The 19856-nt window shown below is 43.5% G+C and carries 23 protein-coding genes; 9 read left to right on the forward strand and 14 right to left on the reverse strand.

Annotation, left to right across the window (positions count from 1 at the left end; all coding sequences use genetic code 11):
- The first annotated feature begins 7 nt into the window (after positions 1 to 7).
- The 4 genes from PCC7418_RS08730 (at position 8) to cax (ending at position 4367) form a co-directional block, all read left to right on the forward strand.
- The gene (locus tag PCC7418_RS08730) at positions 8 to 346 is read left to right on the forward strand and encodes a tRNA-binding protein (RefSeq protein WP_015225806.1); all 339 of its coding nucleotides are present in this window, start codon (positions 8 to 10) and stop codon (positions 344 to 346) included.
- A 152-nt stretch (positions 347 to 498) separates the two neighbouring features.
- A complete protein-coding gene (locus PCC7418_RS20510) occupies positions 499 to 654 on the forward strand; it encodes a hypothetical protein (protein WP_015225807.1) in 156 nt (51 codons plus the stop codon).
- Positions 655 to 799: 145 nt separating this feature from the next.
- Positions 800 to 3238, forward strand: coding sequence for an endonuclease MutS2 (locus tag PCC7418_RS08735; protein WP_015225808.1), 2439 nt, complete (start codon positions 800 to 802; stop codon positions 3236 to 3238).
- Positions 3239 to 3245: 7 nt separating this feature from the next.
- Positions 3246 to 4367: a calcium/proton exchanger gene (gene cax, locus PCC7418_RS08740; protein ID WP_015225809.1), complete on the forward strand. Its 1122-nt coding sequence runs from the start codon at positions 3246 to 3248 to the stop codon at positions 4365 to 4367.
- Positions 4368 to 4529: 162 nt separating this feature from the next.
- On the opposite strand, the gene PCC7418_RS19365 is transcribed toward cax, so the two are convergent.
- Positions 4530 to 5141, reverse strand: a complete 612-nt coding sequence (locus PCC7418_RS19365; protein ID WP_083885388.1) for a DEP domain-containing protein — start codon at positions 5139 to 5141, stop codon at positions 4530 to 4532.
- 133 nt (positions 5142 to 5274) lie between these two features.
- Here PCC7418_RS19365 and ilvD point away from each other — a divergent pair, with 133 nt between their 5' ends.
- Complete coding sequence (gene ilvD, locus PCC7418_RS08750; protein WP_015225811.1) at positions 5275 to 6960, forward strand: dihydroxy-acid dehydratase; 1686 nt, start codon at positions 5275 to 5277, stop codon at positions 6958 to 6960.
- A 49-nt stretch (positions 6961 to 7009) separates the two neighbouring features.
- Here ilvD and map read toward each other — a convergent pair whose 3' ends face one another.
- From map to cysE, 13 genes are all read right to left on the reverse strand, one after another.
- The gene (gene map, locus PCC7418_RS08755; protein WP_015225812.1) at positions 7010 to 7774 is read right to left on the reverse strand and encodes a type I methionyl aminopeptidase; all 765 of its coding nucleotides are present in this window, start codon (positions 7772 to 7774) and stop codon (positions 7010 to 7012) included.
- 39 nt (positions 7775 to 7813) lie between these two features.
- A complete protein-coding gene (locus PCC7418_RS08760; protein ID WP_015225813.1) occupies positions 7814 to 8467 on the reverse strand; it encodes an ABC transporter ATP-binding protein in 654 nt (217 codons plus the stop codon).
- Positions 8468 to 8606: 139 nt separating this feature from the next.
- Complete coding sequence (locus PCC7418_RS08765; RefSeq protein ID WP_015225814.1) at positions 8607 to 8819, reverse strand: 4-oxalocrotonate tautomerase family protein; 213 nt, start codon at positions 8817 to 8819, stop codon at positions 8607 to 8609.
- Between the two features lie 69 nt (positions 8820 to 8888).
- A complete protein-coding gene (locus tag PCC7418_RS08770; RefSeq protein ID WP_015225815.1) occupies positions 8889 to 9470 on the reverse strand; it encodes a ferredoxin in 582 nt (193 codons plus the stop codon).
- 20 nt (positions 9471 to 9490) lie between these two features.
- Complete coding sequence (gene cysK / locus PCC7418_RS08775) at positions 9491 to 10453, reverse strand: cysteine synthase A (protein ID WP_015225816.1); 963 nt, start codon at positions 10451 to 10453, stop codon at positions 9491 to 9493.
- Positions 10454 to 10480: 27 nt separating this feature from the next.
- On the reverse strand, positions 10481 to 10750 hold the full coding sequence (locus tag PCC7418_RS08780) for a hypothetical protein (RefSeq protein ID WP_015225817.1): 270 nt from the start codon (positions 10748 to 10750) through the stop codon (positions 10481 to 10483).
- A 14-nt stretch (positions 10751 to 10764) separates the two neighbouring features.
- Positions 10765 to 10920, reverse strand: coding sequence for a hypothetical protein (locus PCC7418_RS20515; RefSeq protein ID WP_015225818.1), 156 nt, complete (start codon positions 10918 to 10920; stop codon positions 10765 to 10767).
- Positions 10921 to 11005: 85 nt separating this feature from the next.
- The gene (gene fdxB / locus PCC7418_RS08785; protein WP_015225819.1) at positions 11006 to 11302 is read right to left on the reverse strand and encodes a ferredoxin III, nif-specific; all 297 of its coding nucleotides are present in this window, start codon (positions 11300 to 11302) and stop codon (positions 11006 to 11008) included.
- Positions 11303 to 11380: 78 nt separating this feature from the next.
- Complete coding sequence (gene nifT, locus PCC7418_RS08790; protein WP_015225820.1) at positions 11381 to 11581, reverse strand: putative nitrogen fixation protein NifT; 201 nt, start codon at positions 11579 to 11581, stop codon at positions 11381 to 11383.
- Between the two features lie 44 nt (positions 11582 to 11625).
- On the reverse strand, positions 11626 to 12750 hold the full coding sequence (gene nifV, locus PCC7418_RS08795) for a homocitrate synthase (protein ID WP_150107133.1): 1125 nt from the start codon (positions 12748 to 12750) through the stop codon (positions 11626 to 11628).
- 68 nt (positions 12751 to 12818) lie between these two features.
- Entirely contained in the window at positions 12819 to 13361 is a 543-nt protein-coding gene (locus tag PCC7418_RS08800; RefSeq protein WP_015225822.1) for a ferritin-like domain-containing protein, read from the reverse strand.
- A 12-nt stretch (positions 13362 to 13373) separates the two neighbouring features.
- Complete coding sequence (locus PCC7418_RS08805) at positions 13374 to 13643, reverse strand: Asr1405/Asl0597 family protein (protein ID WP_015225823.1); 270 nt, start codon at positions 13641 to 13643, stop codon at positions 13374 to 13376.
- Positions 13640 to 14353: a serine O-acetyltransferase gene (cysE, locus tag PCC7418_RS08810; protein WP_015225824.1), complete on the reverse strand. Its 714-nt coding sequence runs from the start codon at positions 14351 to 14353 to the stop codon at positions 13640 to 13642. Before cysE ends, PCC7418_RS08805 begins: the two co-directional genes overlap by 4 nt.
- Before the next feature lie 1001 nt (positions 14354 to 15354).
- Between cysE and nifB the strand changes: the two genes are divergently transcribed.
- The 4 genes from nifB (at position 15355) to nifU (ending at position 19724) form a co-directional block, all read left to right on the forward strand.
- Positions 15355 to 16797, forward strand: a complete 1443-nt coding sequence (gene nifB, locus PCC7418_RS08815) for a nitrogenase cofactor biosynthesis protein NifB (RefSeq protein WP_015225825.1) — start codon at positions 15355 to 15357, stop codon at positions 16795 to 16797.
- 104 nt (positions 16798 to 16901) lie between these two features.
- Positions 16902 to 17267, forward strand: a complete 366-nt coding sequence (locus PCC7418_RS08820) for an ATP-binding protein (RefSeq protein ID WP_015225826.1) — start codon at positions 16902 to 16904, stop codon at positions 17265 to 17267.
- Between the two features lie 84 nt (positions 17268 to 17351).
- Positions 17352 to 18557 carry a cysteine desulfurase NifS gene (gene nifS / locus PCC7418_RS08825; protein ID WP_015225827.1) on the forward strand — a complete coding sequence of 402 codons (1206 nt, stop codon included), beginning with the start codon at positions 17352 to 17354 and terminating at the stop codon, positions 18555 to 18557.
- Positions 18558 to 18830: 273 nt separating this feature from the next.
- Positions 18831 to 19724 (forward strand): Fe-S cluster assembly protein NifU, encoded by an 894-nt coding sequence (gene nifU, locus PCC7418_RS08830; protein WP_015225828.1) that lies wholly within the window; start codon positions 18831 to 18833, stop codon positions 19722 to 19724.
- Positions 19725 to 19856: the final 132 nt, after the last annotated feature.

Genomic DNA, 19856 nt, shown 5'->3' on the forward strand with positions numbered 1-19856 from the left:
CTAAGGAATGACAGCAGAAATAACGTATGAAGACTTTGCAAAAGTTGACATTCGAGTAGGGAAAATTACTCAAGTTGAACCCTTCCCCAAAGCCCGTAAACCCGCTTATAAACTCTGGATTGATTTTGGAGAACTGGGAATCAAAAAATCAAGTGCACAAATCACAAAACTCTATACTCAAGAAGAATTAATCAGTCAACAAATTCTTGCTGTTGTTAACTTTCCCCCGCGACAAATTGCCGATTTTATGTCGGAAGTTTTAGTCTTAGGAGTGGTTTTAGAGAATGAAGAAGTTGCCCTCATTCAGCCCGATCGCGCGGTAGAATTAGGAAAACGGGTCTCTTAAAGTCAACTTAACCGCTCATTCGTTAAACTCATGTCAACTTCCTGACCAACGGTCACGCCTTGCAAAGCGTGAGGACAGGTGCTTTCCTAAACGGAAGGCGTAATCTCTGACTGATATACTTCAGATTGCAGCAACTTATAATTTTCTAGTCAATGGAAGAGTTTATTGAGGAAAACATTACTCAACCTGATCCGCAGAGATTAACTAAAGTTATTTTTTGGGAACAAACCATAGCATGGGGAGGAATTCTATTGCTCATTCTTGCAGCCCTGATTGCAGCGTGGTGGGTTAATCACAGAGAAAATTAATCTTAAATTATTTCTAAGCACTCCTGAAAAATTACAGTCATCTTCACTCTCATGAGGTAGGTTCTAAGTTTTGGTTCTTTGTTCTTTGGTAACTGGTCACTGGTATAAGATAGATGAAGAACTTAAAAGCATAAACAGATTTGCCTTGATAGAAGCAGAAACCCTTGACTTGTTGGAATGGCGACGCTTAGGTGAACATCTAGCGACCTTTACGAGTACAAAACTCGGGGCGTATGCAGCCCGTCATCTTCCTATTCCAGACAACCGTGAAACCAGCTTAACGCTACTGACAGAAACCAAAGAAGTTTATGCACTGGAAGAAAACTTAACCAGTGGTTGGAAATTTGATGGCATATATGATTTCAGTTCCGCGTTAGAACGCGCCGAATATAAGGGCATTTTAGAAGGAGAAACCCTGTTGCAAATTGCGACAACGTTAGCGGGAATGCGACGGTTACGGCGGGTGATTGATGAGTTAGAAGACTCCCCTCGGCTAAAAGAACTGATTTCGCAGATCCGAACTTATCCCGAATTAGAAAAAGAAATTAATCGCTGTTTGGATGATAAAGGGAAAGTCACCGAACGAGCGAGTCCTAAATTAGGAGAAATTCGGCAAAATCTAAAAGAACGGCGCGATCGTATCTACCAGAAGTTGCAAAACATCATGCAGCAACAAAGCGGTGCGATTCAAGAACCAGTAATTACCCAACGCGGAGAACGATTTGTGTTACCAGTCAAAGCGGGACATAAAGAGTCGATTCGCGGTATAGTTCATGACAGTTCTGGGAGTGGTGCCACCCTGTATATTGAGCCCAATTCGATCGTAGAATTAGGAAATCAACAGCGACAGTATCTCCGTCAAGAAAAACGAGAAGAAGAGCGGATTTTGCAGGCTCTGACGGAAGAAGTTGCTGAGGTCAAAGAGGATTTAGAATTACTGTTAGCCATTGCCACTAAATTAGACTTGGCAACAGCGCGATCGCGCTACAGTTTATGGTTAGAAGCCAATCCCCCCCAGTTTGTAGAAAGTAACAGTCGCGAACCGATTACCCTCCGTCGCCTCCGTCACCCGCTTCTGGTGTGGCAGCACCATCATGAACAGGGAACCCCCGTTGTCCCCATTGATGTGCAAATTGACCCAGAAACTCGCGTTGTCGCGATCACCGGTCCCAATACAGGGGGAAAAACAGTCACTCTCAAAACAGTTGGGTTAGCAGCATTAATGGCAAAAGTGGGCTTATTTATTCCCGCGAAAGAACCCGTAGAAATTCCGTGGTTTGAACAAGTATTAGCCGATATTGGTGATGAACAATCTATTGAACAAAGTCTTTCCACGTTTTCGGGTCATATTCGCCGAATTACAAGAATTATTGACGCATTACACCCTTCATCAATCGACCATCCAGAAGCCAATGAAGATGCGGATGGGGAAACCATCAAACTGTCTTTAGTCTTATTGGATGAAGTCGGTGCTGGAACTGATCCGGCAGAAGGCAGCGCGATCGCGATCGCGCTCCTACAATATCTTGCAGCCCGAGTCCGTTTGACCATTGCCACGACCCATTACGGCGAACTAAAAGCCCTCAAATATCAAGATGAACGCTTTGAAAACGCCTCTGTTGAATTTGACGATGAAACCCTCTCTCCCACCTATCGCTTGTTATGGGGAATTCCAGGGCGGTCTAATGCCCTGACCATCGCCCGTCGCTTGGGCTTAGATCCTGAAATTCTTGATTTAGCTAAAAACAAAATGGGAGGTTATTCAGAAGATATCAACCAAGTGATTTCTGGCTTAGAAAAACAACGACGAGAACAAGAAGAAAAAGCCCGAGAAGCCCGTCAACTCCTTGAACAAGCGGAGAAATTTTATCAAGAAGTTTCCAGTCGCGCCAAAGCCCTTGAAGCCCGAGAAGCGGACTTAAAACGGTCCCAGGAACAAGCGGTGAATGAGGCCGTCTCGGAAGCCAGACAAGAAATAGCGCAAGTCATTAAGCAGTTACAGCAGGGACAAAAAACGGGACAAGCAGCGCAAAAAGCAACAGCAACTGTTAATGAAATTGCGGGTCGTCATCGTCCGCAACCCGAAACCCCGAAACCGAAACCCCAGTATCAGCCACAAGTGGGGGAACAAGTGCGACTCCCCAAATTTAATCAAACGGGAGAAGTGCTAACCGCCCCCAATGCAGAAGGAAAACTTACCATCCGTTTTGGGTTAATGAAAATGACCGTTTCTCTAGCAGATATTGAATCGCTAGACGGGAAAAAACCAGAACTTCCTCAGAAGCAGCAAAAAGCATCCACTTCTACCCCGAAAAAGTCCGCCAGTGAAGCCCCAACGGTGCGCACTGAAAGTAACACCCTTGATATTCGTGGGTATCGGGTTGCCCAAGCCGAAAGCCAACTGGAAAACACCATTCGCTCTCAAAACAGGGGTGCATTATGGGTGATTCATGGCAAAGGAACGGGAAAACTGCGTCAGGGAGTACAAGAGTTTCTGAAGCAGCATCCGCAAGTGGAACGCTATGAAACAGCACCACAAAATGAAGGAGGATCGGGAGTCACTGTGGCTTATTTGAAATCATAAAACTTATATGTTGAATAAAAATACGATCTTTTTTGGGTTACTTCTCTTTATTCCCATTTCACTACTGGGTCATTGGTTGCATTGGGATGAAGTCAGTATATTTTTGACTGCCTCTTTAGCGATTATTCCCCTTGCTGCTTTTATGGGGGAAGCAACCGAAGAAATTGCTATAGTTGTTGGTCCTACGCTCGGTGGACTTTTAAATGCCACCTTTGGCAATGCGACCGAACTGATTTTAGCGTTTATTGCCTTAAAAAGTGGTTTGATTAGTGTTGTGAAAGCAACGATTACTGGCTCAATTATTAGTAATTTGTTACTGGTTATGGGCTTTGCGATGCTTTTAGGCGGGTTACGCTATAAAGAACAAGTTTTTCAGTCGGAAGTGGCAAGAGTGAATGCCTCATCGATGAATTTAGCTGTCATTGCAATTTTGCTTCCAACCGCAGTGGAACATACTTCTAATGGGATTGGAGAAGAAACATTACAAACGCTATCCGTTGCTGTTGCCATTGTTTTAATTATTGTTTACGGACTCACCCTCTTATTTTCCATGAAAACTCATTCTTATTTGTGTGAAGTGGGAGAAATTGATCAACAGTCCTCTTCTGCAATGGAATCTGGAGACAAAATCCCAGAAAAAAAACCGGAAGATGTTAATCTCTGGTTTTGGCTAGGGATTTTATTGGTGGTTACGATTACAGTTGCAATTGAATCCGAATTATTAGTAAATTCTTTAGAATCAGCCACTGAAAGTTTAGGGCTTACTGCTCTCTTTACTGGGGTTATTCTATTACCCGTAATTGGGAATGCAGCAGAACACTTTACAGCAGTTACTGTTGCTATGAAAAATAAAATGGATTTATCTTTATCGGTTGCCGTTGGTTCCACACTTCAAATTGCTCTATTTGTTGCCCCTGTTTTAGTGATTGCAGGTTGGATCATGGGTCAACCGATGGATTTAGACTTCAATCCCTTTGAATTAGTGGCAGTAGCCGTTTCTGTTTTAATTGCTAACTCCATCAGTTCTGATGGTAAATCAAACTGGCTAGAAGGGAGTCTCCTGTTAGCCACTTATATTGTCATTGGCTTAGCGTTTTTCTTCCATCCTGTTGTTCCTGAAATTGGTTAATATAGTAAGTTCTAGTCTGGTGAGATACATTTTTAATTTTTGTTCTTTGGAGACGTTCCATGGAACGTCTTTACCGATCCCTTTTCAACAAATCACAAATCACAAACAACGAATAACGGTCTTCACCGATCGCGCACTTTTTCAGCAGACCCTCATTAGAAACTATCCAGTAACAAAGGGAAGACTTAATCTTTCATCCTGATAAAAACGATATAGCAAAGCCTCGTCTGCAAAGTTATGTTTATCCCATGTGTGATGCAGCCAACCCGCATCAACTAGAGATTGTCCCACTTTAACCGCTTCCTCGCGAGAGCAGTTTAAATAATTACATAGCCAGTCCACCAATTCCGATCCGACAATTGATTTCGGATAGACTCTCAGTTTATGACGATTATTTTTAATTAAATCTGGGGCTTGGCGTATCGCTTCCACTAATGCTGCGAGCTCTTCGTTTGTTTCTAGAGTTGGGGGATTTTGTTCCACAGGTTCTAAGGTTGGATCAAGATAGCACACAACATATTGCTGATTACTATCATCGAAAACGACCAGACACATTTGACCAGAGTCTATTTTTTCTCGCGCTTGTTTAATTGCTACTTCTCTCTCTTCCACGGGATAAGATTCTCCCTGAATAAATAACCATTGGCGATAGGAAATGGCAACCAGTTTTTTAGACTCTGAATTCTGGCGACGGATAGCAGTTTGAGGGGCAACTTGATCAACAGTGAGGATAAACATTACATTAATGCTAAAAACCAAAATTATTACGCTCATTATTGATTGTAATCATATAGTTTCATTGCAAAAAGTAAACCTCAGGGCAGAAAATACTTAAAAATCTCTGATCATTCCCCCTCATATCGGACAGATCAACGTCAAAATAGAAAAGGATGTTGGAGAACAACGAATGTCAGATAATTTACGAAGCAAAGCAATTACCCAAGGAACACAACGCGCTCCGAACCGTGCCATGTTAAGGGCGGTAGGTTTTGGAGATGAAGATTTTACCAAGCCCATTGTGGGACTGGCTAATGGGTATAGTACGATTACTCCCTGTAATGTAGGAATTAATGATTTAGCTCTCCGTGCTGAAGCTGCTTTTAAGGAAGCGGGTGCAATGCCCCAAATGTTTGGCACGATTACCATTTCTGATGGGATTTCTATGGGGACTGAGGGCATGAAGTATTCCCTTGTTTCCCGTGATGTGATTGCAGACTCGATCGAAACAGTTTGTAATGGACAAAGCATGGATGGAGTCCTTGCGATTGGCGGTTGTGATAAGAATATGCCAGGGGCGATGATTGCTATGGCTCGCCTCAATATCCCCTCGATTTTTGTTTATGGGGGAACGACCAAACCAGGACATTATGACGGAAAAGATTTAACGATCGTCAGTGCGTTTGAAGCAGTGGGAGAACATAGTGCTGGTAATATTGATGAAGCTCATCTCACTGAAATTGAACGCCATGCTTGTCCAGGTGCAGGGTCTTGCGGGGGAATGTTTACTGCCAATACCATGTCCTCTGCGTTTGAGGTGATGGGAATCAGTTTGCCCTATTCCTCGACGATGGCAGCAGAAGACGCAGAAAAAGCCGATAGTGCAGAAAAGTCTGCGTTTGCTTTAGTGGAGGCGATTCGCAAGCAAATTTTACCCAGTCAACTCCTGACACGGAAGGCGTTTGAAAATGCGATTTCTGTGATTATGGCAGTTGGGGGTTCTACGAATTCGGTCTTGCATTTACTGGCGATTGCTAATACCATCGGCGTGGATCTGACTTTGGAAGATTTTGCTGCGATTCGCGATCGCGTTCCCGTTTTATGTGACCTTAAACCCTCGGGTCGCTTTGTGATTACGAATCTTCATGATGTTGGTGGGATTCCGCTAGTGATGAAAATGCTGTTAGAACACGGCTTACTGCACGGTGATACTCTCACCATTACTGGCGAGACTACTGCAGAAATCTTAAAAGATGTTCCTAGTACCCCACCCGCAGGTCAAGAAGTGGTTCGCCCGTGGGATAATCCCATGTATGACAAAGGACACTTAGCGATTCTGAAAGGCAATCTGGCTGCAGAAGGGGCAGTGGCAAAAATTAGCGGGGTCAAAACCCCCAAAATCACGGGTCCTGCGCGAGTGTTTGAGTCGGAAGAAGACTGTTTAGATGCAATTCTCGCTGGCAAGATTAACGCGGGAGATGTTGTCATTGTCCGCAATGAGGGGCCCAAAGGCGGTCCTGGGATGCGGGAGATGTTAGCCCCCACTTCAGCGATTATTGGGGCTGGTTTAGGGGATTCTGTGGGTTTAATTACCGATGGACGTTTCTCTGGCGGAACCTATGGCTTGGTGGTCGGTCATGTTGCGCCTGAAGCTGCGGTTGGTGGCAATATCGCCTTTGTCGAAGAAGGAGACACCATTACCATTGATGCTGCAGCGCGATCGCTGCATCTTCATGTCAGTGATGAAGAATTGGCAAAACGTCGCGCCAACTGGCAACCGCCAGCCCCCCGTTATCCCCGTGGGGTGCTTGCAAAATACGCAAAACTGGTATCTTCTAGCAGTTTGGGTGCTGTTACAGACCTAAATCTCAGTTAGTTATGATCAGGGGCGGATCATGTATTCGCCCCAAATTGAAGACTGAGGACTATGCGGGCAACGTTAAAATTTCTACTCCTTCTCGGGTGACAGCAATGGTATGCTCAAACTGAGCCGATAACTTCCCATCCTTGGTCACGGCGGTCCACTTATCTTCAAGGACTTGCGCCTCATACGTCCCTTCATTAATCATCGGTTCAATGGTGAAAACCATCCCCGGACGAATCCGTTTTCCTTTTCCTCGCGTGCCATAATGGGGAATTTGCGGGGCGGTGTGGAACACACGATTAATCCCATGTCCAACAAAGTCACGCACCACAGAAAAGCCTTCCCCTTCTGCATACTCTTGAATCGCAGCGCCAATATCACCAATGCGTCCCCCTGGTTTAACCGCAGCGATTCCCCGCATTAAACATTCTTTGGTGGTTTCCACTAACTTTTTCGCAGTAGGAGAGGGAGTCCCCACGATAAACATTCTGGAGGTGTCGCCATGATAACCATCCAAAATCGGCGTTACATCAATGTTGATAATATCGCCCTCTTTCAAGATTTCTTTTGCATTTGGAATCCCATGACAAATCACTTCATTGACACTGGTACAAATTGATTTCGGAAACCCGTGATAGCCTAGAGGCGCACTAGTTGCACCGTGAGCTTGCGTCCAGCGTTCTGCTTCATCATTGAGTTCTAATGTACTAATTCCAGGCTTGATCATTGTTTCTAAATGATCTAAAAGTGCTGCTGCTAACCGTCCAGCACTACGCATTTTTTCAATTTCTCGATTCGATAATAAAGTGATTGTTTCGCTTCCCATGCCTTTGATTTATCCCTAGCAGATTCTATCGTATCAAAATTAGCGATTTCCAAGTTGTGGTGACATCTCGACAGAGGAGAGTTCGCCGTTTTGAATGCGCCAGCAGTGATCAGCAACTGACACTAATTCCTTAGCATCATGAGTGACCACTAATAATGTCCAATGTTCTTTCAATTTTGCCAATAATTTTACTAGCTGACCGCGCATTGACCAATCTAACCCTGCGGTTGGTTCATCTAGCATGAGAACATTTGGCTGACGGATTAATTGGACGGCTAAGGCTAAACGTCGTTGCTGTCCACCACTCAAAGCATGAGGAGAAGTGTGCAAGGAAAGGTGATCTAATCCGACTTCTTCTAAAGCCGTTTTCACTTGGGTTAAGCTCAATTCGGGATGACCAAAGCGCAATTCTTCTAAAATTGTTCCCCCGCAGAAATGACGTTCTGGAAACTGGAACACCAGTCCTACTAATTCTTGCAGATTCTCGGAAACAAGGGGCTGATTTCCCCATAAAATTGTTCCTTTGGTTTGCTCGGCTAATCCCGATAAGATTTCTAAAAGAGTGCTTTTTCCAGAACCACTCGGACCAATAATTAATCCTAACTCTTGGGTGGGAAGTTGCAAGGTGATTCCTCTTAAAATCGGTTCTGGCGTTGCTGGAGGATGATAACTTAAATTTTTGAGATTTAACATGAGGTGAGAAGAAAGGTCTGACAGCGAATCGAACGAAGCTGTTGTCTGTTGTCACTATAGCAATTTTCCTGCTGTGATTCGTAACCCAACAAAATCCCTACTGCTGTTGGGAATCAGACCCCTCAACTCAGCAGTTTGATCAAACTGATTCGGCTTGTTTACGACTTGGCTTGTCAATATGTAACTCACCGCCAACAGCCCAATTTTCTCGTTCAAATTCATCAATGTGAATGGTGACCCATTCGGGTTTTGTGCCTAATTTGGCGACGAGAGTATCCGTGACAGCTTTCGCCAATTCCCGCTTGTCTTCAACGGAATGACCGTTGGCAATTTGAATGGTAACAAATGGCATGGTATGACCTCCTAGATTAGTCAATGTGATGTAGTAGAAAACAGTCGTTTTTTATGAAGACTGTGATCTTCAGATGAATTGAGACTCCACTGCGCGATCGCGCTGATAATGGTGTGCTAGCAAAGCAGTAAGATTTTTGGGATCAACGTAACTATGAGTCACTTTACCAGGCATTAAAATAAAACTTGGTGCTTTCTTGCAATACTTCTGGCAACCTGTGATTTCAATGGCAACTTGGTTTTGCAATCCTAATTTTTCGAGGGCTTCTGCTAAGGCAAAATAGAGTTGTTTACCTCCTCTTTTCGCACACTTAGAATTATTACAAAGTAAAATCTTATCTTGTTGAGAATGTAATTTTGTTCCAAAAACAATCCGCTGTTGACCTGTGTTTAGCTTTTCAATATGATCAGTTTTTAGTTTTAAGCAGCTTCCTTTTCCTAACCCTTTCTGCTCTAAACTCACTAATAAGTGGTCTCCTTCGACAAGTTTTTTACTGACGGGTTTTCGTAATTCTTTAGCTAGTTTGATGGCAATAATTCGTTCTCCCACTTGTAACTGCATATATTTGGAATCGTTTTTAGCGTTGGGGAGAAAGCCGAGAAAATTACCTTCAACTTGGTGAGTCGCTGTTGGTGCTTTTTTGTGTTTCATAAGATTTTTCCTTGGTTTGACTAACTAACAACTAAAGTTCTTTCCTCTTCTAAATCTTGAAAGAGAGGGGTACTTAAATATCGTTCGCCAAAACTGGGCTGAATCATGACAATGAGCTTGCCCGCATTTTCTGGTCTTTTACCTACAGTAATGGCTGCAGCTAAGGCTGCTCCTGTGGAAATGCCAGACAGTAAGCCCTCTTCCCGAGCTAAACGACGACCGTATTGAATCGCTTCTTCATCAGTGACAGTTATCACTTCATCAATAACATCAACATTCAAGATTTCGGGAACAAATCCTGCCCCAATTCCTTGAATTTTGTGACTTCCAGAACTGCCTCCAGAGAGTACAGGGCTACTGCTTGGCTCAACCGCGATCGCGCTGAGTTCTGGTTTACGCTGTTTGAGGGTTTCCGCCACCCCAGTTAAAGTTCCGCCCGTACCGACACCCGCAATAAAAAGGTCAATTTCGCCGTCGGTATCAGCCCAGATTTCCTCGGCGGTAGTTTGGCGGTGAATTTGGGGGTTAGCCGAATTTTGGAACTGTTGGGGCATAAAGCTATCAGGGAGGCTGTTTGCCAACTCTTCAGCCCGCGCGATCGCGCCTTTCATTCCAGCATTAGCAGGAGTTAGCTCTAACTGCGCCCCATAAGCCTTCAACATGGCTCGTCGCTCTTGACTCATGCTTTCGGGCATCGTCAAAATAATGGAGTAACCTTTGGCTGCTGCTGCCATCGCCAGGGCAATCCCAGTATTACCAGAGGTGGGTTCAATGATAACTGTTTTTCCAGGGGTCATTAAACCCGCTTCCTCAGCAGCATTAATCATACTGATGCCAATGCGATCTTTCACTGAAGCTGCGGGATTCATACTTTCTAGTTTCACCACAATTTGAGCTAAACAGCCTTCACTAAAAGGGATCGAGTTTAAGCGCACTAAAGGGGTTTTTCCCACTAATTCTGTAATATTATTAGCAATTTTCATAAAAGCCCTCCTGAATCTCATTCAAAATTATTCCTTTATAGCAGATGATGGGGTTGCAAAATCTGGATAAAACCCTAATTGTTTAGAAAGTTCACGAGCAATAAACATGAGAAATTGAGAGGCTTCTTGATTATCATCATGTGCCATGGCTGTTGCAACTTGGATTAAAGTTTTGATAAAGTCTTGATCTAGCAAATCGCTCCGAGAATCTAAAACTTCTGGTTCTTTCCCATTGGGACAATGGAGCAAGCGATCAATTAATTCAAAATATTCTTCTTGTCGTTGATTATTTGCCATAATTTACTCCTCAATTATTGAGCATAAGTTGCTTCTATTAATGATAATTTTCCTAAGAAAGATGTCTCTTCAAAAATCTCAGGCGTATAGTAAATTGAACTTAAAACTAAAGTTAGAATTAACGCTAAAATTGTGACACTTCCCTCTTGATATGGATCTGGATATTTCATATCTTTGCCTCAATAAAATTTTTAGATTAGATCTCTCTCTGCTATCGCACAGCAAAGGAGATCTAATATATTTTTGCACTGGACTTTATACCGCTAAAGCCTCGTTAGTGTGACATTTTTTCGGGCAAATTCGCGCACAAGCCTCACAACCAATACATTTGGCAGCATTAATAATGGTCATGACATAACGTTCAATATCGTCGTCATCATCTTCATCTTCAATCAATTCACCAAATTCGTTCATGGCTTGCATTCCCAAAACATTCTGACCACAGACTTTATGACAGCGACCACAGCCAAGACAGGTATCTTTATCAATGGCTGTAATAAATTTAGGTTCCCAAGCAGATCCGTCTTTTGTTAAACCAGTAAGTGTAGGCATGAGTTTTCTCCTTTCGTTAATAAGTGTTAGTGAAGTCTCATTAATCATCAAAATTAAACTTGCATGACTAATGAAGAATTACAGTTTTGTCGCGTTGAAGGTTTGAGGGAGTTTACTTTGATCAGTTAACCCCTTAAAAGAAAGTTGCCAGCCATTGGCTAAGGTTAAAATTTTGCCCTCAGCCGTGACTGATTGTTCAACCACTTCTTCTTCTAAATCCTTCTTGGGGACATAAACTGATAAATGTCCCACTTGATTTTGATGCAACATGACTTTCATGATTTTTCACGGTTGTAATTGGATAATGGTTAGTCTAAAAACAACTAACTAACGGGGTGAAATTGGGCAGCTAAGGTGAGTAATTCATCAGAGGTTAAATTACGTTTTAACTGCACTGATAAGTTACGGATTTTTTCCAGCAGCGATCGCGCTTCTTCTGAACTTAAAGTAATGCCTTGTTGTTGTAAGAAGTTCATCACCAAATGTTTACCGGAATGCTTCCCAATAACGAGATCCCGATCGCGCCCCACTTCTTCTGGGGTGAAAGGTTCGTAAGTCGCTGGATCTTCCAAAACCCCGTGTCCGTGAATCCCCGCTTCATGGGCAAAAGCGTTTTTTCCCACGATGGCTTTCCACGGCGGAAGATCCCAGCCTGTGGCTTTGATTACAAATTCCGACAGAGCCTGAAATTTGCAGGTATCAATGCCGATTTTGATGCCATAGATGCGCTTGAGTGCCATTACGACTTCTTCTAAAGCTGCATTTCCCGCCCTTTCCCCTAAACCATTAACAGTGGTATTAACGGAAGTTGCCCCCGCTTGAATCCCTGCTAATGCGTTGGCAGTGGCGCATCCCAAGTCGTTATGGGTGTGCATTTCTACAGGAATCGTTAGTTGCTTCACCAGTTGTTGCACTTTACTGTGGGTGGTTAGGGGATCCAAAATCCCCACCGTGTCACAGAAGCGAAAACGGGATGCACCTAAGTTTTGGGCAGTGAGGGCGACATCATAGAGAAAGTTGGGATCCGCACGGGAGGCATCTTCCCCACCGACAGAAACAAAGAGAGCGCGATCGCGCGCATAGTTAATGGTCTGTTGCAAGCGATCAAATACCTGTTGTTTATCCCCTTGAAACTTCACCGCGATTTGCAGATCCGAAACAGGAACGGAAATATGCACCCGTTGTAAGCCACAAGCGAGAGAAGCATCAATATCGGCTTTGACGGCGCGATTCCAACTGGTAAGCTGGGTTTTTAAGCCAAGGTGAGTAATGCTGCGAATGGCTTCGGCTTCGGCACCTCCCATCGCTGGAATACCCACCTCTAGTTCTTGCACACCGATCGCGCTCATCAATTGAGCAAAAGCAACCTTTTCCGCAACCGTAAACGCCACACCAGCTGCTTGTTCCCCATCTCTGAGGGTTGTGTCATTAATTTGAATCGATTGAATGTTAGTCATTTGTCCTTTGTCCTTTGTCCTTCGTGATTGGCAAGGGTGCTTCTCCCAATAACAAATAACTACTGACCCACAAATGCGGTTGTTAGACTGTCGTAGGCGAGAAAATGATCTAAATGAAACGCCCGTTCTTCCGTTTTCAGCAGGATTTCTTCGTATAGATAACGGGTTGCGCGATCGCCGATACTTTCTGCTTGTGCTGCTTGTGAGCGAAGTAAGTCAATAACGCTTTGTTCTGCTGCCAAATCATGCTCAATCATCTGGCGACAATTGAAAATCCCATCCTCTTCTGGGGTAAAGCAACAGAGTTCTGCTAACTTCCCAAAACTTGCAGCAGGGGTTCCCCCTAAGCCATTTAAGCGTTCACCAATCTCATGGGCGTGACCTTGCACCGCCTCGTAACTTTCTTGGAAATAGTCATGAATCGAAACAAATTCTGACCCTTCAATGACAAAATGATGCTTGAGGTATTGCAAATAAAGACCCTGAAAACTTGCCAAAGCAAGATTTAAACCTTCGCATACTTGAATCGTGATATCTTGATCCAAACGAACCGGGTTCGCTTTCACGTCTCCGAAAGATTGAATAACCGTTTTTTGTGTCATGTGTTTGAACTCCTAATAATGAGAGGTAGTGACAATAGAGGTCGTCCAGCAGCGGTCTAACCAATCCGCTAATTCTGAACGAGAATGGGTAAACTGCTGTACAGTGCTGCGGAGCAGGATTGCAGCGAGACAACCCTTAATTTCGACCCAGAGGGTGCCATCTGAGGGACACCAGCAAGGAATACCTAACTCTTGTAAGCGACGATAAACTTGCCAGCGATCGCTGCGATTAATGGTGAAGACTAAACTCACCAATGTATCAGGACGAGTGAATGGATTCATGTTTCTGACCTCGAAGATAGATCTTGGATCTGTTGTTCCAACGTCTCAATCCGTTCTAAAAGAGAGCGAATCGTTATCGCTTCTGGATCAGGAAGTTTGCCATGTTCAAGAGGACAACCATAACCCGTGCGAACAATCCGACCCGGAACCCCAACCACCGTGCAATCTTCTGGAACATCTCGCAGTACGACCGACCCCGCACCAACGCGAACATGATCGCCAAGATTGATATTCCCTAAAACCTTTGCACCCGCCCCCACAACAACATTTTGTCCGAGAGTGGGATGGCGTTTTCCTGTTTGTTTACCCGTACCCCCTAAAGTGACATTTTGGTAAATTAAACAGTAATCTCCGACAATTGCCGTTTCACCAATAACAACTCCCATGCCGTGATCAATAAAGACCCCTTGACCAATGGTTGCCCCAGGATGGATGTCAATCCCTGTGAGAAAGCGTCCGCAGTGGGATAAAAAACGCGGTAGGATAGAAACTCGTTTGCGCCACAGCCAATGGGAGACTCGATGTAAAGCAAGGGCGTGAACACCAGGATAGCAGAGCAACACCTCGAACCAATTACTCGCTGCTGGATCGCGATCAAAGATGATCTTGATGTCATCCCAAATTGCGAACTGAGGAGACTCAATGAATCTTTTTTGAAAGGGGCTTTGGCTCTTTTTTTGTTGTTTCAGAATTGTAAATGAGGGTTGCATAATTCTTTTAAGTAGATGAGCCGGTTCGGTTTTCCTCTTATAGCAAGCCCTCATCCCTCACTGATTTGGTTTGCTCAAGGTTAGATTGATTAGATTAATCAAAATGTACTCATGATCATGAAACTAAGCGTGTATCAGACTTTCAAGAATTGAAAAACTTGTTTTGGGAAGGGACGCGAGTATTTTTATCTCTACCCACGAGTATTATTTGGTGAAGCAACAAGTATTTGGTACTCAAAAAAAGATGGTCTCAACAGCAGACCAACTCAACACTCAATCCAATTATTACCCATAAAAATTAGGTACTCACCGCCGAAAAAAACAGTCTCAAGACAGAATGCAAGCAGGATCAGTTTTGTAGCGTTTGTTACTCTTGCTCACGATTAATAATGATAGCTAAAACACTCATCCCCAATAAAATGTTAATTTAGATACGGATTGGTAATTAGTTCATTGTTCGTTGTTCATTGTTCTTTGTTGACTGCTCACTGTCTGCTCGCTAAGACTTAGCAGTTCTCAGATTGGCAATACACACTCTTAATTTTTCTTCGTCAGTGAGTGTATGTTCCAAAGAACCAATAACTAGGAACCAATAACATCCACCGACTCACTTTCTCTCTCAATCGATTAAGCAAGACGACATTAATTGAGTACATGAAAAAAAGAGGGGATTTACCTAAGCACAAATACTAAAAAGCCTTGTGCTCACTCCCATTCACAACCAAAACAGTGAATGAGGGGAAATACTAACGGTGTCAGAAATAAATACTCACCCCCCTCCTAAAATTTCTCGTCCGATGACCCACTAAAAAAATTTTCGCCTCACCAGCTAAGGGTTTCAAGGACTGAGTACATCCTAACTATTTTAATAAAACCAACTCAGCGAGGATTTTACCCTCACCCAAATCCCCGTTGCTATAACTGTCATAACTTCATCGAACCGAACTGAGATTGAGTTATTCAATTTCAGTCTGAGTCCACATCATGCGGAATGCAATGCAATGTCACCCACTCCTTATTCCACGTTCCAAAAAGCCAAGGAAACTGTAGCCCAGTCTAGCCAAAGCTGTGCTTGTACTTCTCCAACTCCTCAAGCTCTTGATCCAAAACTTCAAGAAAGAATTGAGAATCATCCCTGTTACAGCGAAGAAGCACACCACCACTATGCCCGGATGCACGTTGCTGTTGCCCCTGCTTGTAACATTCAGTGTAACTTCTGCAATCGTAAATATGACTGTGCTAACGAAAGTCGCCCTGGGGTGGTTAGTGAACTGCTAACTCCTGAGGAAGCAGCCCATAAAGCCCTCGTTATTGCGGGCAAAATTCCGCAAATGAGCGTTTTGGGAATTGCCGGACCTGGCGACCCCTTAGCCAACCCCGAAGAAACCTTCCGTACCTTTGAGTTGGTCAAAGAAAAAGCACCAGATATTAAGTTGTGCTTATCAACAAATGGCTTAATGCTCCCTGATTATATAGATCGCATTAAAGCCCTAGACATAGATCATGTCACCATCACCATTAACATGATTGACCCGAAAATTGGCGCAGAAATCTATTCCTGGGTGCGCTACCAACGGAAACGTTGGACGGGAGAAGCTGGTGCACAAATCCTTCACGAACGGCAAATGGAAGGTTTAGAAGCGCTGCGAGAAGCGGATATTCTCTGCAAAGTGAACTCGGTGATGATTCCAGGCATTAATGATCAACATTTAGTTGATGTCCATGAAGCGATTCAATCGCGAGGCGCTTTCCTCCATAACATTATGCCCTTGGTTTCTGCTCCTGAACATGGCACTTACTTTGGCTTAAACGGACAACGCGGTCCCACGCAAAAAGAGTTAAAAGCCTTACAGGATCAAGTTGAAACGGCCGATGGTGGAACCAACAATATTAAAATGATGCGTCACTGTCGTCAGTGTCGTGCTGATGCCATTGGTTTACTTGGTGAAGATCGCTCTCAGGAATTTACCAAAGACAAATTCTTAGAGATGACTCCTGAATATGATCTGGACAAACGCCAAGAACTTCACAGTGATATTGAACAGATTAAAGCAGCGATGAAAGCAGCCAAAGCCGAAAGAGAAGCTGCGAAAAAACAACGGGGCGAAAAAATCTTCGTTGCTGTTGCCACAAAAGGTGGTGGCGTGGTCAATCAACACTTCGGTCATGCTAAAGAGTTTCAAATCTTTGAAGTCGATGGTGTCGAAGCCAAATTTGTCACTCATCGCAAAGTTGACCATTACTGTCAAGGCGGTTATGGCGAGGAAGCAACCCTCAACAACATTATTAGCACTATTCAAGACTGCAAAGCGGTTCTGGTTTCCAAGGTGGGAGATTATCCGAAAGACCTCTTACGGAATGCTGGGGTTGAACCCGTGGAAGGCTATGAAACCATTGATGCTTTAGCGTTGAAGTTCTACGAAGAATTTATTGTTAGTCATTAGTCATTGGTCATCAGTCATTCGTTATCAAATTCCAAAAGATAAACGACGAAGGACAAACAACCAAAAACAAATGACAAAGGACAAATAACAGAGGACAAAAAACCATGACTTACCAAATTTCCGAAAACTGTATCGCTTGTGGCAAGTGTTTACCGAGTTGCCCGACAGGTGCAATTACAAAAACCGACAACGGTCAATTCGCGATTAATCCTGATTTGTGTAATGACTGTGTTGGCGCTTATGGTGTTGCCCAGTGTATGTCAATTTGTCCGACCAATAACGCTTGCGCCCCTCTGCTTTCTAGTGTCATTCAATCAGCCCAAGCTGCCACCGCTAACTATTGGGAGCAATGGTTTAACACTTATCAACGCCTCACCTCTCGTTTGAAAGCTAAACGAGAAACCCAATACTGGCACAGTTGGTTTGATGCTTATTCTCAAAGATTAAAACGCTTGATTACGAGTCATTAGTTATTAGTCATTAGTCATTCGTTATCGAACCACAAATGACAAAGGACAAACAACAAAGGACAAACAGCAAAGGACAAAACAAAAATGAATGAACCCATTTACCTCGACAACAATGCCACTACCAAAATAGATGAAGATGTGTTTGCTGCGATGCTGCCCTATCTCAGCATCTATTACGGTAACCCTTCTAGTATGCACACTTTTGGCGGGCAAGTGGGTCGCGCAGTTCGCGAGGCAAGAGGACAAGTTGCTTCCCTACTCGGTGCGGAAGACTCAGAAATTGTCTTTACCAGTTGTGGTACAGAAGGTGATAATGCAGCAATCTGGGCTGCACTGAAAGCCCAACCGAACAAAAAACAGATTATCACCACTGAAGTTGAGCATCCTGCTGTCCTTAATCTTTGCCGAAAACTGGAGAAAGAGGGTTACACAGTGACTTATCTTTCCGTTGATCAAGAAGGTCAGTTGGATCTAGATGAGTTACAAGCTGCAATCACGGGGAATACCGCTCTGGTTTCAGTAATGTATGCGAATAACGAAACGGGCGTTATTTTCCCGATCGAGGAAATTGGACAAATCGTTAAAGAATACGGCGCTTTGTTCCATGTGGATGCAGTCCAAGCGGTGGGGAAAATTCCGCTTGATATGAAAACCAGTACCATTGACTTACTCACGCTTTCAGGTCACAAAATCCACGCGCCGAAAGGAATTGGAGCGTTGTATGTTCGGAAAGGGGTTCGCTTTCGTCCTTATCTCGTCGGGGGACACCAAGAACGCGGACGTAGAGGCGGAACCGAAAATGTCCCTGCCATTGTCGCTTTAGGACAAGCAGCAGCACTCGCTGAGCAACATTTAGACAATGTTATCCAAGAACAACGGTTGCGAGACAAGTTAGAAGCAGGAATCTTAGGAATGATTTCTGACACTGTTATTAATGGGACTCGCGCTCATCGGTTACCGAATACCACCAATATTGGCTTTAAGTATATCGAAGGAGAAGCGATTCTACTTTCTCTCGATCAGTATGGAATTTGTGCTTCTTCGGGTTCAGCTTGTACCTCTGGTTCCCTTGAACCCTCTCATGTTCTTCGTGCTCTTGGCTTACCTTATAGCCTCCTTCATGGGTCAATTCGGTTTAGTCTCTCTCGCTTTACGACCGAGGAAGAAATCGATCGCGTTCTAGAAGTTCTTCCCCCGATTATTAATCGCCTACGAGAACTTTCTCCTTTCAACAGCGATGAAGCAGCTTGGTTACAAGAACAAGAACAGTCATTAGTCATTGGTCATTAGTCATTAGTTATTAGTCATTAGTCATTGGTCATTGGTCATTTGTTATGTGTTGCTAATTGATGCCAAGGACAAAGGACTAAAGACAAAGGACAAGCCCAATTTCTTCTGATAGTTCCTCGGCTAACCGATACACATTCAAATCTTGAAATCGTTTACTAACCATTATCAACTCTAAGTAATGATCCACAACAACTCTACCAGAAAACTAAACAGGAAGAATCAATCAGTTTCTCAACAACCAATGACTAAGGACTAAAGACAAAGGACAAAACTATGTGGGAATATACAGAAAAAGTAATGGAACACTTCCATAATCCTCGCAATCAAGGAGTGATTAAGGAGAAAACAGAAGGAGAAAAAATTGTCACAGGAGAGGTGGGAAGTATTGCTTGTGGTGATGCCTTAAAACTACACTTAAAAATTGATGAAAGCACAAAAACCATTAAAGATGCAACCTTTCAAACCTTTGGTTGTGCCAGCGCGATCGCGTCCTCTTCTGTCTTAACAGAACTTCTTAAAGGTAAAACAGTCGAAGAAGCTCTAAGGATTACCAACCAAGAAATTGCGGGTTCTCTTGATGGTTTGCCAGAAGAAAAAATGCACTGTTCCGTCATGGGACAAGAAGCGTTAGAGGCAGCGATTTATAACTATAAAGGGATTCCGTTAGAAACCCACGAAGAAGATGAAGGAAATCTAATTTGTCAGTGTTTTGGTATAACGGATACAAAAATCAAACGGGTAATTCGCGATAATAATCTTATAACCGCAGAACAAGTTACCAATTATGTAAAAGCGGGTGGCGGTTGTAGTTCTTGTCTTGCCGAGATTGACGATCTCTTAGCAGAAATTGCCACAGAAAAAGAGAAAAGTTTAGAAGTTGCCACCGAACTGGCTCATTCTAATCAGTCTTCTTCTCCCGCGCCTAAGGGTTTAACAAATCTCCAAAAAATCACCTTAATTCAACAAGTGATTAACGAAGAAATTAGACCTGTTTTAGCAGAAGACGGCGGAGATATGGAACTATTTGATATCGAAGGAGATACCGTCAAAGTGATTCTAAAAGGTGCTTGTAGCGGGTGCGTTTCCTCCGCAGAAACCTTAAAACTTGCCATTGAAGCTACCCTTAAAGACCGAGTTTTACCCACATTAACTGTTGAAGCTGTATAAGACCATGTTACTTTTTTATCCCAGTCATGAAGGAGCGCGATCGCCGCCAAATGCGAGCTTTCACGCCAATCCATTAGTCGTCACTCCTTGATTATCACTCAAACCAAATAACCAAGGACTAATGACAAAGAA

The sequence above is a fragment of the Halothece sp. PCC 7418 genome, assembly GCF_000317635.1.
Classification (GTDB): domain Bacteria; phylum Cyanobacteriota; class Cyanobacteriia; order Cyanobacteriales; family Rubidibacteraceae; genus Halothece.

What these genes read in the sequence shown, in the direction of transcription:
- PCC7418_RS08730 (WP_015225806.1), top strand. Translation starts at nt 8, where the DNA reads ATGACAGCAGAAATAACGTATGAAGACTTTGCAAAAGTTGACATTCGA.
- PCC7418_RS20510 (WP_015225807.1), top strand. Translation starts at nt 499, where the DNA reads ATGGAAGAGTTTATTGAGGAAAACATTACTCAACCTGATCCGCAGAGA.
- cax (WP_015225809.1), top strand. Translation starts at nt 3,246, where the DNA reads ATGTTGAATAAAAATACGATCTTTTTTGGGTTACTTCTCTTTATTCCC.
- PCC7418_RS19365 (WP_083885388.1), bottom strand. Translation starts at nt 5,141, where the DNA reads ATGAGCGTAATAATTTTGGTTTTTAGCATTAATGTAATGTTTATCCTC.
- ilvD (WP_015225811.1), top strand. Translation starts at nt 5,275, where the DNA reads ATGTCAGATAATTTACGAAGCAAAGCAATTACCCAAGGAACACAACGC.
- map (WP_015225812.1), bottom strand. Translation starts at nt 7,774, where the DNA reads ATGGGAAGCGAAACAATCACTTTATTATCGAATCGAGAAATTGAAAAA.
- PCC7418_RS08760 (WP_015225813.1), bottom strand. Translation starts at nt 8,467, where the DNA reads ATGTTAAATCTCAAAAATTTAAGTTATCATCCTCCAGCAACGCCAGAA.
- PCC7418_RS08765 (WP_015225814.1), bottom strand. Translation starts at nt 8,819, where the DNA reads ATGCCATTTGTTACCATTCAAATTGCCAACGGTCATTCCGTTGAAGAC.
- PCC7418_RS08770 (WP_015225815.1), bottom strand. Translation starts at nt 9,470, where the DNA reads ATGAAACACAAAAAAGCACCAACAGCGACTCACCAAGTTGAAGGTAAT.
- cysK (WP_015225816.1), bottom strand. Translation starts at nt 10,453, where the DNA reads ATGAAAATTGCTAATAATATTACAGAATTAGTGGGAAAAACCCCTTTA.
- PCC7418_RS08780 (WP_015225817.1), bottom strand. Translation starts at nt 10,750, where the DNA reads ATGGCAAATAATCAACGACAAGAAGAATATTTTGAATTAATTGATCGC.
- PCC7418_RS20515 (WP_015225818.1), bottom strand. Translation starts at nt 10,920, where the DNA reads ATGAAATATCCAGATCCATATCAAGAGGGAAGTGTCACAATTTTAGCG.
- fdxB (WP_015225819.1), bottom strand. Translation starts at nt 11,302, where the DNA reads ATGCCTACACTTACTGGTTTAACAAAAGACGGATCTGCTTGGGAACCT.
- nifT (WP_015225820.1), bottom strand. Translation starts at nt 11,581, where the DNA reads ATGAAAGTCATGTTGCATCAAAATCAAGTGGGACATTTATCAGTTTAT.
- PCC7418_RS08800 (WP_015225822.1), bottom strand. Translation starts at nt 13,361, where the DNA reads ATGACACAAAAAACGGTTATTCAATCTTTCGGAGACGTGAAAGCGAAC.
- PCC7418_RS08805 (WP_015225823.1), bottom strand. Translation starts at nt 13,643, where the DNA reads ATGAATCCATTCACTCGTCCTGATACATTGGTGAGTTTAGTCTTCACC.
- cysE (WP_015225824.1), bottom strand. Translation starts at nt 14,353, where the DNA reads ATGCAACCCTCATTTACAATTCTGAAACAACAAAAAAAGAGCCAAAGC.
- nifB (WP_015225825.1), top strand. Translation starts at nt 15,355, where the DNA reads ATGTCACCCACTCCTTATTCCACGTTCCAAAAAGCCAAGGAAACTGTA.
- PCC7418_RS08820 (WP_015225826.1), top strand. Translation starts at nt 16,902, where the DNA reads ATGACTTACCAAATTTCCGAAAACTGTATCGCTTGTGGCAAGTGTTTA.
- nifS (WP_015225827.1), top strand. Translation starts at nt 17,352, where the DNA reads ATGAATGAACCCATTTACCTCGACAACAATGCCACTACCAAAATAGAT.
- nifU (WP_015225828.1), top strand. Translation starts at nt 18,831, where the DNA reads ATGTGGGAATATACAGAAAAAGTAATGGAACACTTCCATAATCCTCGC.